This window comes from Microbispora sp. NPDC088329 (assembly GCF_040685655.1).
GTDB lineage: Bacteria > Actinomycetota > Actinomycetes > Streptosporangiales > Streptosporangiaceae > Microbispora.
On sequence record NZ_JBFBIP010000025.1, the window covers coordinates 31,786 to 46,845 of the forward strand.

Consider the following 15,060-nt stretch of genomic DNA (forward strand, 5'->3'; position numbering starts at 1 on the left):
TTGGAGTTGCGGGACGGCGGCCGGCCTTAAGGCCGGCCGCCGTCCCGATGTCCGCGAGCAGGGTGGGCGAGGTGCGACTATGGATTGAAGATGCTGACGCCACCGGGGCCGACGAGGAATCCGATGACGATGAGGACGATCCCCCAGAGGATGTCCCGACGGGCCAGGATCACGTAGATCCCGGCGATTACCAGTACCACGGCGATGATCCAAAGCAGAGTAGCCATGGCCCTCCACTGCCCGTACAAGGGGCCTCGTAACATCAATCGGCCCCGGGTCCTGTCCCATAATCTTTCTCGCCTGCCGTGGCCGCCCGGACGGCGCCCGCCGTGATCCCGCCCCGCGTCCATCAGGTCGAACTCCGCCGCGGCGGAAGATCGAGGGACACTCCCGAGACCGATTACATTGCCCCTTAAGGGATCATTACTACGTTTGCTTGACCATATTGGGGCATGTGGTGATACATGACCACTTTCGGATATTTCCTGTCCAGCGAGGAGCATGACCCCAAGGAACTGGTCCGCCAGGCGAAACTCGCCGAGGAAGCCGGCTTCGAGGCGTTGTGGATCTCCGACCACTATCACCCGTGGCTGGACGAGCAGGGCGAGAGCTCGTTCGTGTGGTCCGTCATCGGGGCCATCTCGCAGGCCACGTCGCTACCGGTGACCACCGCGGTCACCTGCCCCATCATCCGGATACACCCAGCGATCATCGCCCAGGCCGCGGCGACCGCCCAGATCCTGCTGGGCGGCGGGTTCCGTCTGGGGGTCGGCACCGGCGAGGCTCTGAACGAGCACATCCTGGGCGACCAGTGGCCTCCCGCCGAGGAGCGCCAGCGCATGCTGGAGGAGGCCCTCGACGTCATCAGGGAGCTGTGGACCGGCGAGCTCGTGACGTATCACGGCGAGTTCTACGAGGTGGACACGGCGCGGCTGTACTCGCTGCCCGACCGGCCCCCGCCGATCTACATCTCGGGCTTCGGACCCAAGTCCGTCGAGCTGGCGGGCAGGCTCGGCGACGGGTACATCCACACCGCGCCCGCGGCCGACATGGTGGAGGCGTTCCACAAGGCGGGCGGGGAGGGCAAGCCGTGCGCGGCCGGGCTGAAGGTGTGCTGGGCGCACGACGAGGCCGAGGCGCGCAGGACCGTCCACAGGCTCTGGCCCAACCAGGGGATCCCGGGCGAGGCCGCACAGCTCCTGCCGCTGCCGCGGCACTTCGAGCAGCTCTCGCAGCTCGTCACGGAGGAGGCCGCCACCCGGTCCACGCCCTGCGGTCCCTCTCCGGAGACGCACCTCGGCGCGATCCGCGAGTATGTGGACGCCGGCTTCGACGAGGTCTATATCTCCCAGATCGGCCCGGACCAGGAGGGGTTCTTCGAGTTCTACGCGACGCGGATCCTGCCGAGCCTGAGGGAAACGGCCTGACCGCGGAAAGAGCGCGACCGCGGATGCACGCGGTCGCGCTCTTTCTCAGCAGTCCTTCTCGGCGCTGTTTCTCAGGCGTCGTTCCTGACCGTGCGCAGCGACAGGAGCGGCTGGATGAACCAGAGCCAGCCGGACAACAGCGCCACACCCGCGCCGATCAGCGCCGTCGGCCACCTGCCGGTCAGCGCGTCCATGACCAGGGCGGTGGAGCAGGCCATCGACACGGCCAGGGCGAGCCCGCCGGCCACGCCGAGCCGGTTCGCCCGGTGCAGAAGCAGCTCCTTGAGCCCCGATCGGAACAGGATCCGGTGCTGGGTCGCCGGAGCGATCAGGCAGATGGACGCGACCGCGGCGGTCACGACCGCGATGTAGAACAGCCAGTTCCCGGTCATGTCGATCTTCTCGAAACCGGCGGAGAACGGGAGCGTCAGCAGGAACGCGAACAGCACCTGCACGCCCGTCGCGGCCACCCGAAGACCTTGCAGCAGCTCGCCCAGCTCGCGGTCGACGCGCTCCTTCGGGTGTTCGTCGGTGTTCTCGAGAGGCTCCAGCACCTCACTCATTCGGCGGCCTTCATCAGGCGCGCATAGGCGAGCTGGAGCCAGTCGGAGATCGCGACGGCCGCCATCGTGGCCCCGGCCAGCCGGGTCACCCTGGGGAAGAACACGGTGCCCGCCGCGTACCCGGTCGCGACCCACTGAGACAGGCAGAACGGGCAGGTCAGGAGCTCGCCCACGGCGTGCTGCAGCCCGTGACCGCGGACCTCCTCCTTGAGCTCCGCCGGGCCGGAGACACCCTCGTACCTGGTGAAGGGGGCGCGGATGGGACTGGTCACCGGGTCCTTCGCAAGCGTCCGCGAGAGCCGGTGCGTGAAGAGCCCCATGAGCGCGAGGTCCATCAACTTGATCTTCTCTGGGCCCTTGCGGCCCGTCAGTTTCGCCGCGGCGAGCAGCGTCGCGACGGCCCCGCCGTACACTGCGAGAACCCGTGTGTACGAGGCGAGGGGACGGTTGTTCTCCCCCTCGTATTCGCGCTTGATCTCCTGGAGGGTCTCGGTCATGAGCGCGCTCTACCCGGGATTGTTTGCGGCGAACATGGCTGGGCAAGCGACGTGAGTGGGTAGTCACAGTCACGAAGTCACCGACGCGATCCTTGAAACGCTCAAGCGCGCCGGGTCCGGCCTCAAGGAGGCCGGGGTGCGGTTCGCCCTGGCCGGAGGCTGCGCCGGTTACGCGAGGGGCGCCGCGCCATCGCTGCACGACGTCGACTTCGCTCTGGTCGAGGAAGACGTCCCGCTCGCACTGAAAACCCTGGAGAGCCTGGGTTTCCGGACCGCGAGACCACCGGAGGACTGGCTGGTCAAGGCGTTCGACGAGGAAGATGTGCTCGTCGACCTGATCTTCTCGCTCGCCGACAGGCCCGTGACCGAGGCCATGATCGCCCGAGCCGAGATGATCAACACCGCCGCGCTGAGTTTGCCCGTCCTCGAAGCCACCGACCTTGTGATCTCCTGGATACTGCCGCTGTCGGAACACGCCTGCGACTACGGTTCGCTGCTGCCCATGGTCCGCGCCATGCGGGAGCAGGTGGACTGGGACCGGGTCGCCTCGGTCGCCGCCCCGTCGCCGTACGCGTCGACGTTCGTCACGCTTCTGGAGCGGCTGCACATCATCGCCCCTACGACACCTCGGCCTGACAGCACCTGGCCCTGAGGGCCGGTAACCATGCGGAGGAGGGCCGGGCGAGGGAAAGGGGGCCGCGCCGTCACGGCGCGGCCCCCTTCTCGGATATCACTCTCACATGGACGACGAAGTGCGGGGGAAACGCCCGTAGTACTCCCCGACGCGGTCCCGGTAGCCCGGATCGCTCATCGCCGTCTCGTTGAACTCCGGCGCGTTCTTGATCTCTTGTTTCGTCCGGCTGACGAAGATTTTGCGGTCCTGGAAGTCGATCCTCGTCACCACGCTCGCGGGGAGCATGACCTTCTTACCGAAGATCCACGGGCCCGTGTCGACGACGATGTAGCTCTGGCCCGCCTCATAGGTGGCCTCGTCCACGGAACCGATCTTTCCATCCACGGCCTGCACGTCGTATCCGGCGATGTCCATCTGCTGTCCGGTGCCGGAGACGGTGTCGGAATACGACCAGAGATCCGGTGTCATGGTGCTCACTCCCTTCGTCGTCACTCCACGTACCCGAAGGGAAGAAGGGGAACATCCCGGACACGTAAGGGCAGGACATGATCTGGCCGTGTCGTTTTCCGGGCCGGGGCGCGCCATGGCGCGAGAAGCCTCCGGATGCCGCTACTCTTGTGGTGCGGGCGCCGCTAGCTCAGTTGGTTAGAGCAGCTGACTCTTAATCAGCGGGTCCGGGGTTCGAGTCCCTGGCGGCGCACCTCAGTAGACGGGCATTCGCGATCACGCGGATGCCCGTCGTCGTTTCCGGGTCATCGCGGCCGACCGCGCGGCTCCACGCGCCGGATCTCAGCGAGAGGTCTCATACCAGAGGTAGGGGATCGACCAGTCCCAGTGCTCCTCTTCCACCTGGTCGAGGGCGAGGTGGGCCGCGTCATCGGAAGCCCATGCCGGAGTGCAGACGACGCCGAACTGGGCGGCCCAGCATCGTCCGAGTCGCACGAACCCCCCTCCGAGAGCGCGGACCATCCGCTTCACCAGCGAGAACACCATCGGGCACCACTCCTCGCACGATCAGGCACGGCACCAATGTGGCCCAGATCACTCTGTCTCTGGAAATAAAGATTTAATCTGCCCGAATCCTCCATGTAAATGCCCAGAGGGGTACGTGACGCGCTCGCCGTGATTTTCGGTCGTACGCGTGACCTTGGGGGCGGGAGGATGTCGGGCATGTCACCCTTCGAGATCGGTGAGACCGCCCTGGTGGTGGAGGTCGCCTCGGCGGAACCCCTGGTCCGGGGCCTGCGCGAACGCTACGACTCCTCCGCGGCGTACGGCATGCCCGCGCACGCCACCGTCCTGTATCCGTTCCTGCCCCGTGAGCGCCTCGACGACGGCGTGCTCGCCGCCCTGCGGGAGCTGTTCGCGGCATGGAGGCCGTTCGAGGTCGAGTTCCGGGGCGTCGGCCGCTTCCCGGGCGTGGTCTACCTCGCTCCGGAGCCGGACGGCCCGTTGCGCGAGCTCACCGACGCGGTGGCGGGCCGCTGGCCGGCGGCACCGCCGTACGGAGGCCGGTTCGACGCCGTCGTGCCCCATCTCACGGTCGCGGAGGGCCTGGGCGGCGAGGCCGTCGCCCGGATCACGGCGGACCTGGCGGCCGGGCTTCCCGTGACGACGCTCGTCAGCGGCGTGACGCTGCGGGTCTTCGACGGCGGGGGCTGGCGTGCGGAGGCGTTCTTCCCCCTGGGCGAGCCGCCGGTGGCCGAGTTCGCCTTCCCCGGGCCGCTGCGCGAGCGCCTGGTCGCGGCGATTGTGAGCGGCGCGAAGACGGCCACCGCGGGCCTGCTGGCGGATTACGAGCACTGCGGCGACCCCCTTCCGGTCGCCGGCCGATGGGCCGCGATGATCGACTCTGCCGGACGGCGCGTGGCGCTGCTGGAGACGACGCAGGTGCGGGTGGTGCCGATCCGGGAGATCGACGAGGCGTTCGCCCGCGACGAGGGCGAGGGGTTCGACACCGTCGCACAGTGGCGTGCCGCGCACGAGCGCTTCTGGACCGGTCCGGAGATGTCCGCCGTCCTGGGCGGGCCACCGGTGATCGACGACGACACACTGGTCGTGGCCGAACGCTTCCGCCTGCTCGGTCCCCTGTGACCGCCGTCCTGCCGGCGCACGCCCCGCCTGTGGATAACGTCACGGAGCCGGTGGCGGGGGCTGACAGAATCGCTCGCACGACCGGCCAGGCGGTCGCCGAGGGCCACCCGGAGGGACGCCGATCGGGGGAGAGTGAGCGGATGAGCGGGGCGAACCGGCACGGTCATGCCCGAGACACGCAGGAGCGTCGCGGCGCAGGCGCCCGAGGGAACGGCACGCGGGGGGACGGCGCACGGGAGGACGGCACACAGGGGGACGGCGCGCGGCGGCGGTGGAGCCTCGGGCCGGCGGAGGGAGCCGCCTGGAGCTTTCCCTGGTCGTCGTCGGGCCCTCCACACCAGGCCGCCGGGGAACTGGTGGCCGAGTTGCTGTCCGCGGCGCTGCAGGCGCGGCGCCGCCGCGACGAGACCGAGTTCGGGCGGTGCGTGAAGGTCCTGGCGCAGGGGCAGGGGTTGCGCGAGGTCGTGGACCGCGCCCTGCTTGACGCCCTGAACCGGCACGTGACGGTCGCCTGGCAGCGCGGCTGGCAGCCCGCCGACCTCGTCCGGCTGGTGGACCGGCGGCTGGAGGCCCGGCACGTCCGCCTGGTGACCGACGCCGTCGCGGCCGAGATGCGGGCCTACGCCGCGGCGACCGTGGACGATCGATGGCTGGACCAGCTCACGGCCGTCGGCGCGACGGTGTGGTGGCGCCGCGACGAGGAGTATCTGCGGGACGACGGAGACCGCACCGCGCTGGTCGCCTGCGCGCTGCGGGTGGTCCATCTGCTGGCCACGCTGCCGCAGTTGGAACGGCTGTGCCCGGTGCCGGGAACGGCCCGCCGTACGGGTGGCCCCCGCGGCGGCGCGGTGGACGAACGGACGCTCGCCCGGGTGCGGGCCCTGCTGGCCAAGGCCGAGTCGACCGAGTTCGAGGCGGAGGCCGAGACGTTCACCGCCGCGGCCCAGTCGCTGATGGCCCGGCACAGCATCGACGCCGCGCTGCTGGCCGCCCGGACGGCCGGCCAGAGAGGGGACGGCCAGGGAGGAGCCGGTCGGCCGGAGGGACGCCGGCTGGGCGTCGACGCGCCCTACGAGGGCCCGAAGGCGATGCTGCTGGACGTCATCGCGTCGGCCAACCGCTGCCGCTCGGTTTGGAGCCGGCATTTCGGTTTCGCCACCGTGCTCGGGTTTCCCGCGGACCTGGCCGCGGTGGAGATGCTGTTCACCTCCCTGCTGGTGCAGGCCACGACCGCGATGAGGCTGGCCGGGGCCCGCAGGGACGGCTCCGGCCGGTCCCGCACGAGGTCGTTCAGGCAGTCGTTCCTCGCGGCGTACGCCCAGCGCATCGGGGAGCGGCTGCGGGAGGCGACGGGGCAGGCGGTGCGGGAGGCCGCCGCCGACACCGGGCGCGACCTGCTGCCGGTGCTGGCGGCCCGGGAGGCCGCGGTCGAGGCGAGGGTCGAGGAGCTCTTCCCCACGCTGACCATGGTCGGCGCGGGCGCGATCAGCAACCGGGAGGGCTGGATTTCCGGCCGGGCCGCCGCCGACCTGGCCGTCCTCGACCTACGCGACAAGATCACAGAGGGAGGTCGCTGATCCGACTCGGTGCCGGCCGCCCACCAACGCGGTCCGAGCGCTCGGTCGCCACGGGACCACGAGGGCTGCCGGACGGCGGGGTTCACACATCGAGCAACTCGTGCGGCCCCCAGCCGTCGGCGTCCTCCACCACCCGCAGGGCCAGCTCCGCGCGGCCGGCCATGTCGAGCGGGGCGACGCCCGAGACCGCGTGACCGTGCGCGAGCCGATCCAGCGCGGCGCCGACGAGCGGCCCGGCCGTCCGTACGGTCGAGGGCAGCGCGATCGAACGCGTCGAACCGCCGTGCAGCACGATGTTGCGCTGGCGGTAGAGACGCCGGAAGCAGCCGCGCAGATAGCGCTCCACCCGGCCGAGGGTCACGGACGGCGCGGCGACCAGCTCGCGCATCCGCCCGAGCGCGGCGATGGTCACCGGGTCGTCCACGCGCACGATCGGCTCCGCGGCCAGCCACCGGGCCATCCGCCGCGCTCGTTCGCGGTTGTTGGCGCCGGCCGCGTCGAGGTCGCGGCACAGGCGCGCGTCCTCCTCGCGGATCCGGGCGTCGTAGCTCAGCGCGGTCAGCTCGGCGCGTGGCCAGCCCGCGGCCACCAGCGCGGCGGCCCGGTCCGCGGCCACCGCCCGTCCCTCCTCGCGGTCCGCTTCGTCGGTGTCGCAGAAGAGCAGCGATTCGACGGCGGCCCACGCTCCCGCCACGGCCGTGCTCGGCGAGCTCTCCGTGAGCGGCGCGGCGAGTTCGAGCGCGTCGTCGATGCGCAGCCCATGAGCGCCGGCGTCGGGCAGGTCGTAGAGCACGCCGACGCGTTCCAGCGACAGCACGGTCACCGCCGGATCGCCCCGCCGGAAGTCCTGCGGCTCGGGGAGCCCCGAGATGAACACCTTGGGATAGACGTCCAGCGCCGTCTGCCCGCGCCGGTAGCGCACTCTGTTGCGGACGCGGTCGAACAGCTCGGTCACCTGCTGCACCGCCGAGACGTGATCGCGAGCCCGTACGCGGAACAGCAGGCCCCCGCTCGCGCGGACCCCGGTGGCGTGCGGAAACTCGACGAGCAGACGCCGGCGTACTTCTTCCTGTGACAGCCAGTGCGAGGACTTGAGCGCGACTTGTGGAGCGGGCACCTTGTCCTGCAGAACGATCACTCCCTCGTATTCGGTCACGCCCTGGGATTCGAGCTCGATGAGGAGATCGACCAGATCGACGGCGTCGGCGGAGGTCCCGAGCCGTGACTTGATCTCACGTCGGAGGAAATCCTGATGGAAGCCCTCGTCCAGCAGGTGAGCGGCGATGCATCGAGAGGAACGTTCCACATGCACGTGGCCGGAGGCGAGGAGATCGCGCCACCGGCGAAGCTAACCGTCCGTCACCAGGTCCGACAGGAGCGCCAGGGTGCGCTGGCTGCGGGCGCCCGGTTTGATCGGCCTGACGCAGATCTGGTGCAGGTGCCGGCGGATCAGCCCGTCGCCGAGCGCGCTGTCGGTCTTCAGCCGGGGCAGCAGCGACTCCCGGGCGTACCACGCGAGAGAGGCCTGCGATAGGACGTGGCGCCCCACCCAGTCGGCCGCCTCCACCGCCTCGCGCAGGGCGAGGACGGTGCCCACGTCCCACAGACGGCGATGCCAGGGACGCCAGGACTCCAGCAACTCCTGGACCCGGGCGGTGACCAAGGCGCCGGTTTCAGGTCTGCTGCTGACTCCCATAGGCGAGGTGTCTCCTTCGGCTGAGTGACTGCGTCGTTACCGCTTGCGCACGACCCGCCGGGGAAAGTACTCTCAAGAGGACTTAGGCAGGGGAGTCGCCCGGAAGGGCCGCTCCCCATCGCCTTTTCTGGGGGGTGTGCGGCATCCAGTCTGGCTGATCGGAGACCCGCCGCTCACTGTTTTCGTGCATCTCGCGCACTCTGTGTGACCATCATCCGTGGCGGCTGGAACGGTCGCCGAAGTCCCATCCCGGTCCGGCGGCCAGCCGTCGCGCCCGGTGCGGGGCTTGTGAAGGCGGCCCGCACCCGTTCGACCTCGAGTGTCCCCCGTGCGTCGTCCCCGAGCCCGCCGGAACCGAATCTTTTTCTGCCGTCACGGTGGCTTCGGTCCTGCCCGACAGGGCAGTGAAGGGCGGCCGAATCCGCGTAAGGTGCATGCAGCGTGAGAGACGGGAGGTACCGATGCGGCTGGAGGCGGTCTTCTTCGACGTCGGAGAGACCCTGGTGGACGAGACCCGCGAGTACGGCACCTGGGCCGACTGGCTGGGCGTCCCGCGGCACACCTTCTCCGCCGTGTTCGGCGCCGTGATCGCACGCGGGGGCGACTACCGGGACACCTTCCAGCACTTCCGGCCCGGATTCGACCTCCATGCGGAGCGGGAGCGCAGGGCCAGGGAAGGCCAGGCCGAGACGTTCGGCGAGGAGAACCTCTATCCGGACGCCCGGCCCTGCCTGGCGGAGTTGCGGGAGATGGGACTGCGCGTCGGCCTCGCCGGCAACCAGACCGCCCGCGCCGAGACCATCCTGCGCGCCCTCGACCTGCCCGTGGACGTGATCGGCACCTCCGACGGCTGGGGTGTGGAAAAGCCCGACGCGTCCTTCTTCGACCGTGTGGTCGCGGAGGCCGGATGCCCGGCGGAGTCCGTCCTCTACGCGGGCGACCGCCTCGACAACGACATCCGGCCCGCCCAGAAGGCCGGGCTGCGCACCGCCCTCGTGCGGCGGGGTCCCTGGGGGCACATCCTCCGGCACGAGCCGGCCGCCCGGGCGTGCCTGTTCCACGTCGACTCACTGGCCGAGCTGCCCGCCCTGATCCGCAAGCACAACGGCGACTGATCGCTCAACCGGCCGCGGTGAGATCGATCGAGGCGGCCAGTTCCGCCGCGACGGCGAGCAGGTTCCGTACGGCCTGCCGGTCGCGCGCGGGGTGCCAGGCCATGACGGTCTCGGCCCGGTCGCCGGAGAGCGGCACGAAGACGACACCGCTGCGCCGGAGGCTGTGCGCGGACCGGGCGAGCCGCGTCACGCCGACACCGGCGGCGACCAGACCGAGCAGGCTCGGCACACCGTCGGCCCGCTGTACCACCCGCGGCTCGAAGCCCGCAGCACGGAAGTCCTCGTCGTACTTGCGATGCCAGGGTGGCCACGAGCCGCGCGGGGTGAGGACCCACGGCTCACCGGCCAGATCGGCGAGCGACAGCTCGGCCCGTCCGGCGAGCGGGTGACCCGCCGGCAGGACCGCGCAGACGGGCTCGGCGACCAGCGTCGCGGTCGCCAGGTCGCCGACCAGCGGCGGCCGGGTGAACGCCGCGTCGTATCGGTCCTCGCGCAGCCCGGCCACGAGCTCGGCGATGCCGACGGCCTCGGCGAGCAGCTCGACATCCGGGTACCGCTCCCGGAACGCGCGGACGACCGAGGGCATCATGTAGTTCGCGGTTGAGACGAGGAAGGCCACCCGAAGCCTGCCGATCTCGCCGCGCACCGCCCTGTGGGCGGTTTCCAGGGCCGCGTCCGCCCGAGCCAGGACGGCCCGCGCCTCGGGCAGGAACACCCGGCCGACCTCGGTCAGTCGCGTGCCCCGGGTGTCGCGGTCGAACAATTGTGCGCCGAGAGTGCGCTCGAGTGCCGCGATCTGCTGTGACAGCGACTGCTGGGCGATGTGCAGCTCCCGCGCGGCGACGGTGAAGCTCAGATGCTCGGCCACGGCGGCGAAATACCGCAGATGACGCAGCTCGGGGGTCACAGGCCCTGACTGTAACCCCTGCAGGGAACGAGTGTTGGCCGGGAGGGTCTCGCCCGGCGCAGAGTGGTCCCACTGATCACGAGGACGAGGAGTGGGACCATGACCGGACGGGTGTGGCTGATCACCGGATGCTCTGCGGGCTTCGGCCGGGAGCTGGCCGAGGCCGCGCTGGCCGCGGGGGATCGGGTGATGGCGACGGCGCGACGTCCCGAGACTCTGGCGGACCTGGTGGGCACGGGCGGCGATCGCGTGCGGGCCGCCCGGCTGGACGTCACCGACGCCGCGTCGATCGACGCCGCGGTGGCCCGGGCGCTGTCCGCTTTTGGCCGGATCGACGTCGTGGTGAACAACGCCGGCCACGGGTCGGTCGGGGCCGTCGAAGAGCTCGCCATGGCCGACCTGCGGGGGCTGATGGAGGTCATGTTCTTCGGGGCGGTCGCCGTGACCAAGGCCGTCCTGCCGCACCTGCGCCGGCAGGGGAGCGGGACGATCGTCCAGATGAGCTCGATGGGCGGGCAGCTCAGCATGCCGGGGTTCGGCGCCTACTGCGCCGCCAAGTTCGCCCTGGAAGGGCTGTCGGAAGCGCTCGCCGCCGAGGTCGCGCCCTTCGGCGTACGGGTGCTCATCGTGGAGCCGGGCGCGTTCCGCACCGAGTTCGGCGGCCGTCGCATGCACCGCTCGGAGCCGATCGACGCCTACCGGGTGTCCACGGGTACGACCAGGTCCTTCGTGGACGGCATGGACGGCACCCAGCCGGGGGACCCGGCCAAGGCCGCGCAGGCGATCCTCCGGGTCCTCGACGACGACGAGCCGCCGCTGCGGCTCGCCCTGGGCGATGACGCCGTGGAGGCCATCCGCGCCCACCACGAGACCCTCCGCGAGGACCTGGACCGCTGGGAGAAGCTCAGCAGGACGACGAATCTCTAGAGTGGTCGGATGCGATCCGATCACGATCCGGATGTCATGCCATTGCTCGGCCGTGACTGGGGGGCGGTGAACCACCGGGACGCGCTCGCCGACCTCGTCAGGCTCGGCTGGACACCCTGTGGAGTGGGCGACTGGGCCGTCGGGCTGCGCTCGCCACACGGCCTGCTCGCGGCGCGGATCTGCCCGTTCGACCCGGCCTATCCGGCCTTCCTGGAGCTGTGCCGCCGCTGCCCCGGCAGCCCGTACCTGCCGGGGGTGGCGCTCGCCGAGGACCTCGACGGCGGCGGCTCGCTCACGGTCCTGGAGTTCCTGACCCCTGCCGAGGAGGCCGAGGCGGCCGAGGTCGCCCGGCGGTGGCGCGAGGGGGCGGGCGACGAGGCCTTCGACGCCGTACGGCGGACCGCCCTCGCGGTGGACGAGGAGTGGCGGGCGCGGATGCCGTGGTGGGACGGGCTCGACCTCAACCACGGCAACGTGCGCCGGGCGGTGGACGGAAGAACCGTGCTCGTCGACATCTTCTGCATGGACGGGGCGTCGCTGTACGGCCAGGTGCTCGACGACTCCGCCGTCGTGCGTGAGCGCCTGTCGGCCGACACGACGCGACACCTGCTGGACATCCCGTACATCGCCCGCGCCAGCTCCCCGGCGGAGATCGAGGCGCTGCGCGCGGCGTGGCGGGCGGGGGCCGCCGTCACATCGTGAGCTCGGGGTGTCTGGCGCGGCCGAGTTCGGTGAGCCGTTCGTCCAGCGCCCGCGTCGCCGCCGCGGGCGGCAGGACCTTCAGCACGCCGCGGACCCGGTCGTGCCCGATCGCGTACCACTGGTCCTCCAGCGCGTCGACCGCCCGCCTGAGATGCTCGGCGGCCTGGTCGCCGTCCCCCGGGGCGTGCGCGGCGGCGAGGTCGGCGAGCAGCACCGAACGCTGCTTGCCGCCGTTCGGGCCCAGGTCGTCCAGCGCCTTGAGCAGGCGGCGGGCCGCTTCTTCGTGGTTGCCCGCCGTCAGCGCGCTGTAGCCGGCGAAGCCGTCGAGCCTGGCCCGCTCGAAGAAGTCCAGCCAGGCCGGGTCGTCGCCGCCCGCGTCCACCATGTGGTCGGCGCGGTCGATGTGGCGCATGCACTCCTTCGGTTCGCCGCAGCGGGCCGAGATCTCCGACGCCACGCAGTGCAACCACGCCCTGGTCAGCGGGCCGACGCCGTGCCAGGCGTGCGCGAACGCCGCGTCCAGCAGGCCCAGAGCGTCCGTACGGTGGCCCTCGAACCCCGGCACGAACGCCGCGTGGGCGAGCACGGCGGCGGCGAGCGGATGGTCTCCGCACTCCCGGGTGGCCGACAGGGCCATCCGGTACAGCCGCGCCGCGGTGGGGCCGTCGTTCAGGTCGAAGAAGGCGACCCTGCCCGACAGCAGGGCCGAGCGCGCGGCGGCCTCGGCCAGTGTCTGCCGGACCGGTCCCTCCGGCGCCCCTCGCAACAGGCTCATGCCGAGCCGTGTGTGCGCGACCGACGCCTGGAAGATGTCGTCGGGCGGAGAGGTCCAGTAGAGGGCGGCCTGCTTGTCGACGACCCGGGCGAACGCCTCGGCCGACTCGGCGTCGACACCGCGCCCGCGTTCGACCGCCGCGGGAAGACGCTCGCCGCCCTCGCCGAGGAGCGGAGCGAGCACGCCCGCGCCGAGGAGCCCCCGCAGGAACGTGTAGCGGTCGATGCCTTCTGCGACGATCATGCTCAGCAGCCTCCGTATCTCGTCCACCACCTCCGTGACCGGCCGCATGGCCATCTCGTCGGGGGTGAGCAGTCCCAGTTCGCTCGCGGGCTTGTCGAAAATCGTCACGAGATGCTTGCGATAGCGCGGATCCGGCCACCGCTCGCCGGTCTCCCACCGCCGCACCGTGTTGGCCGTCAGGCCGGTGTCCTTCTCACCGCACGCCCGCATGGACGTACGGATGCGTTCGCACAGCTCCTCGTAGGACCACCCGCGCTGCAGGCGTTCCCACGCGAGCCGGCGATTCGGCGGATGGCGGTGGTTGGCCGGCATGTCGCACCCCCAGCACACTGCGTCAGCGTGACACGCCGACACTACGGGAGATTCTGTGTTCGCGTGGCTACTGGCTGTGATTGGACGTCCTCTGGCTGATACTCCAACCGCTTCAAAAGCGCTTAGCTTGGCCCACTTCCGCGAGCAGCCGTTGGAGATGGGTGACATGACCACGTTGGAGGACATCGCACGGGTCCATACCGGCTGGATCATCTGGCGGTCGGACGTCGGCCGCTGGTGGGCGACCAGGCGCGGGACGGTGGACCTCGACGCGATCCGCTTGGGATGCGCGATGACGCTCGACGCCGACGACCCCGAGGCCCTCGCCGCCGCGCTGGCCGCTCAGGCCGAGATCACCGCCGCTGTCGTCGCCGACCCCGCCGCGGCCGGGTGAGCGGGGCCTCGGGCGCGGTCATCGGCCGTGCCGCAGACGGTCCCTGATGTAGCCGGCGACGTGCACCGCGCAGGCGCCGTTGTTCGCGCCTGCGCGATCGGTGGAACTTGGTCTGCGGCAGATCCACCCGGCCCTGCCCTCCGCTGTTCAGGCGAGGAGATCGGGCCTGAGGACGTCCGCCTGGAGGATGCGCTCGATCTCCTTCTCGTCCGCGTTGTGTCCCGTCTGCCGCCGCAGTTCCTTCCGTACGGCGTCGAGGATCACGGGCGTGAGAAGAACGCGGATGAAAGATTTCGGTGCCGTCGCCGCGCGGGCCTTCCACAGGTCGTCGATCAGCCGACGCTTGAACGCCCACGCGTATGCCATAGTCGGCGAATTCGCCTTTGACCTGGTATTCGGTAGTCAGATGTTCGTATTTGTCGTACCCCAGCCCTTCGCAGAGGAAATCGGTGACGAGCAGGCGGGTGCCGCCCTCGTTGGCGTCGCGGGCGATGAGATCGGCGAGGGGCTTGCCGTACCGGCGGATCGCCGTGCGGATGCGGTTGCGCGCCTCGGATTCCCAGCGCAGGGGATCCGCGTCGCATTGCGTCTCGCGATAGTGCGGATTGCAATAAGACGATGGGGGAGTAATGGGGCGGGCGGACAGGGATCTGGTCGGGCTGACGGTGCTCGCCCTGCTGTCCGTACGGCCCGCCCACCCCTACGAGCTGAGGAACTCCTCTGCCCTCGCGCCTGCGGAGCTTGCTGCCGGCTCCGCCCATCTCCGGGCGGGGCCTGTCAGGCGGCCCTACACCGGGATCGCTCCGCCGCGAAGTCGATGATCTCGCTCTGGATTTCGGTACGCGCGCTCTGGACGGTGGAGTCCACCGCGCTTCTGACGACGGCGTCCGTGTCCAGGGTGATCTCTCCGGCGTTCAGGACCTGCTCCGAGACCTTCAGCCGGGCGGCCACCTCCGCCTCGCCGCGAAGGGTGTCACTCGTTCCTCGGTGTAGAGCAGCAGATCGTACGCGGTCCGGGGTGAAAGCAGTCCGATGATCACCGGAAGGCTCTCCAGCAGGGCGATGAAGACGAGCAGCACGATTTCCACGAGACCCGGCGCGGTTCACAACTTGTAGTGCTCGAGGTATGACGTTAGCAACCGCTGTCCAATATCAGGCGGAAACTTCAGAGCCGGAGTTGATGCATGGTGGAACGAC

The 15,060-nt window shown here is 70.5% G+C and carries 20 protein-coding genes and 1 tRNA gene; 9 read left to right on the forward strand and 12 right to left on the reverse strand.

Annotated features, from left to right (window positions below; all coding sequences use genetic code 11):
• Window positions 1–77: 77 nt before the first annotated feature.
• Window positions 78–227 (reverse strand): GPGG-motif small membrane protein, encoded by a 150-nt coding sequence (locus AB0O28_RS33465; RefSeq protein ID WP_169947694.1) that lies wholly within the window; start codon window positions 225–227, stop codon window positions 78–80.
• A 237-nt stretch (window positions 228–464) separates the two neighbouring features.
• On the opposite strand from AB0O28_RS33465, the gene AB0O28_RS33470 reads away from it, so the two are divergent.
• Window positions 465–1,427: a TIGR03557 family F420-dependent LLM class oxidoreductase gene (locus AB0O28_RS33470; RefSeq protein ID WP_363646577.1), complete on the forward strand. Its 963-nt coding sequence runs from the start codon at window positions 465–467 to the stop codon at window positions 1,425–1,427.
• A gap of 71 nt (window positions 1,428–1,498) precedes the next feature.
• On the opposite strand, the gene AB0O28_RS33475 is transcribed toward AB0O28_RS33470, so the two are convergent.
• Both AB0O28_RS33475 and AB0O28_RS33480 read right to left on the reverse strand, forming a co-directional pair.
• Window positions 1,499–1,990: a DUF6328 family protein gene (locus AB0O28_RS33475; protein ID WP_363646578.1), complete on the reverse strand. Its 492-nt coding sequence runs from the start codon at window positions 1,988–1,990 to the stop codon at window positions 1,499–1,501.
• Window positions 1,987–2,487: a DUF1360 domain-containing protein gene (locus AB0O28_RS33480; RefSeq protein WP_363646579.1), complete on the reverse strand. Its 501-nt coding sequence runs from the start codon at window positions 2,485–2,487 to the stop codon at window positions 1,987–1,989. The genes AB0O28_RS33475 and AB0O28_RS33480 overlap by 4 nt, the downstream gene beginning before the upstream one ends.
• A 55-nt stretch (window positions 2,488–2,542) precedes the next feature.
• On the opposite strand from AB0O28_RS33480, the gene AB0O28_RS33485 reads away from it, so the two are divergent.
• Window positions 2,543–3,139: a hypothetical protein gene (locus AB0O28_RS33485; RefSeq protein WP_363646580.1), complete on the forward strand. Its 597-nt coding sequence runs from the start codon at window positions 2,543–2,545 to the stop codon at window positions 3,137–3,139.
• An 84-nt stretch (window positions 3,140–3,223) separates the two neighbouring features.
• Here AB0O28_RS33485 and AB0O28_RS33490 read toward each other — a convergent pair whose 3' ends face one another.
• Window positions 3,224–3,589, reverse strand: a complete 366-nt coding sequence (locus tag AB0O28_RS33490) for a PRC-barrel domain containing protein (protein WP_363646581.1) — start codon at window positions 3,587–3,589, stop codon at window positions 3,224–3,226.
• A gap of 158 nt (window positions 3,590–3,747) precedes the next feature.
• On the opposite strand from AB0O28_RS33490, the gene AB0O28_RS33495 reads away from it, so the two are divergent.
• Window positions 3,748–3,821, forward strand: a tRNA-Lys gene (locus AB0O28_RS33495).
• Window positions 3,822–3,910: 89 nt separating this feature from the next.
• On the opposite strand, the gene AB0O28_RS33500 is transcribed toward AB0O28_RS33495, so the two are convergent.
• Window positions 3,911–4,114 carry a hypothetical protein gene (locus AB0O28_RS33500; RefSeq protein WP_363646582.1) on the reverse strand — a complete coding sequence of 68 codons (204 nt, stop codon included), beginning with the start codon at window positions 4,112–4,114 and terminating at the stop codon, window positions 3,911–3,913.
• A 177-nt stretch (window positions 4,115–4,291) separates the two neighbouring features.
• Here AB0O28_RS33500 and AB0O28_RS33505 point away from each other — a divergent pair, with 177 nt between their 5' ends.
• Both AB0O28_RS33505 and AB0O28_RS33510 read left to right on the forward strand, forming a co-directional pair.
• Window positions 4,292–5,215 carry a 2'-5' RNA ligase family protein gene (locus AB0O28_RS33505; RefSeq protein ID WP_363646583.1) on the forward strand — a complete coding sequence of 308 codons (924 nt, stop codon included), beginning with the start codon at window positions 4,292–4,294 and terminating at the stop codon, window positions 5,213–5,215.
• Between the two features lie 140 nt (window positions 5,216–5,355).
• Window positions 5,356–6,792 (forward strand): DUF2786 domain-containing protein, encoded by a 1,437-nt coding sequence (locus tag AB0O28_RS33510; RefSeq protein ID WP_363646584.1) that lies wholly within the window; start codon window positions 5,356–5,358, stop codon window positions 6,790–6,792.
• Between the two features lie 82 nt (window positions 6,793–6,874).
• On the opposite strand, the gene AB0O28_RS33515 is transcribed toward AB0O28_RS33510, so the two are convergent.
• The gene (locus AB0O28_RS33515; protein ID WP_363646585.1) at window positions 6,875–8,104 is read right to left on the reverse strand and encodes a hypothetical protein; all 1,230 of its coding nucleotides are present in this window, start codon (window positions 8,102–8,104) and stop codon (window positions 6,875–6,877) included.
• A 36-nt stretch (window positions 8,105–8,140) separates the two neighbouring features.
• Window positions 8,141–8,488, reverse strand: a complete 348-nt coding sequence (locus AB0O28_RS33520; protein ID WP_363646586.1) for a hypothetical protein — start codon at window positions 8,486–8,488, stop codon at window positions 8,141–8,143.
• Window positions 8,489–8,949: 461 nt separating this feature from the next.
• Here AB0O28_RS33520 and AB0O28_RS33525 point away from each other — a divergent pair, with 461 nt between their 5' ends.
• Window positions 8,950–9,603 (forward strand): HAD family hydrolase, encoded by a 654-nt coding sequence (locus AB0O28_RS33525; RefSeq protein ID WP_363646587.1) that lies wholly within the window; start codon window positions 8,950–8,952, stop codon window positions 9,601–9,603.
• Between the two features lie 4 nt (window positions 9,604–9,607).
• On the opposite strand, the gene AB0O28_RS33530 is transcribed toward AB0O28_RS33525, so the two are convergent.
• Entirely contained in the window at window positions 9,608–10,510 is a 903-nt protein-coding gene (locus tag AB0O28_RS33530) for a LysR substrate-binding domain-containing protein (RefSeq protein WP_363646588.1), read from the reverse strand.
• Window positions 10,511–10,609: 99 nt separating this feature from the next.
• On the opposite strand from AB0O28_RS33530, the gene AB0O28_RS33535 reads away from it, so the two are divergent.
• Together AB0O28_RS33535 and AB0O28_RS33540 are read left to right on the forward strand one after the other, a co-directional pair.
• Window positions 10,610–11,437, forward strand: coding sequence for an oxidoreductase (locus tag AB0O28_RS33535; protein ID WP_363646589.1), 828 nt, complete (start codon window positions 10,610–10,612; stop codon window positions 11,435–11,437).
• 9 nt (window positions 11,438–11,446) lie between these two features.
• Entirely contained in the window at window positions 11,447–12,139 is a 693-nt protein-coding gene (locus tag AB0O28_RS33540) for a hypothetical protein (RefSeq protein WP_363646590.1), read from the forward strand.
• Here AB0O28_RS33540 and AB0O28_RS33545 read toward each other — a convergent pair.
• Window positions 12,129–13,469 (reverse strand): helix-turn-helix transcriptional regulator, encoded by a 1,341-nt coding sequence (locus tag AB0O28_RS33545; RefSeq protein WP_363646591.1) that lies wholly within the window; start codon window positions 13,467–13,469, stop codon window positions 12,129–12,131. The two genes, AB0O28_RS33540 and AB0O28_RS33545, sit on opposite strands and share 11 nt — an antisense overlap.
• Before the next feature lie 166 nt (window positions 13,470–13,635).
• Here AB0O28_RS33545 and AB0O28_RS33550 point away from each other — a divergent pair, with 166 nt between their 5' ends.
• On the forward strand, window positions 13,636–13,863 hold the full coding sequence (locus AB0O28_RS33550) for a hypothetical protein (protein WP_363646592.1): 228 nt from the start codon (window positions 13,636–13,638) through the stop codon (window positions 13,861–13,863).
• A gap of 147 nt (window positions 13,864–14,010) precedes the next feature.
• Here the strand turns inward: AB0O28_RS33550 and AB0O28_RS33555 are convergent, their stop codons facing one another.
• From AB0O28_RS33555 to AB0O28_RS33565, 3 genes are all read right to left on the reverse strand, one after another.
• Window positions 14,011–14,229: a hypothetical protein gene (locus tag AB0O28_RS33555; protein ID WP_363646593.1), complete on the reverse strand. Its 219-nt coding sequence runs from the start codon at window positions 14,227–14,229 to the stop codon at window positions 14,011–14,013.
• 411 nt (window positions 14,230–14,640) lie between these two features.
• Entirely contained in the window at window positions 14,641–14,814 is a 174-nt protein-coding gene (locus tag AB0O28_RS33560) for a hypothetical protein (protein ID WP_363646594.1), read from the reverse strand.
• Complete coding sequence (locus AB0O28_RS33565) at window positions 14,799–14,942, reverse strand: hypothetical protein (RefSeq protein WP_363646595.1); 144 nt, start codon at window positions 14,940–14,942, stop codon at window positions 14,799–14,801. Before AB0O28_RS33565 ends, AB0O28_RS33560 begins: the two co-directional genes overlap by 16 nt.
• Window positions 14,943–15,060: the final 118 nt, after the last annotated feature.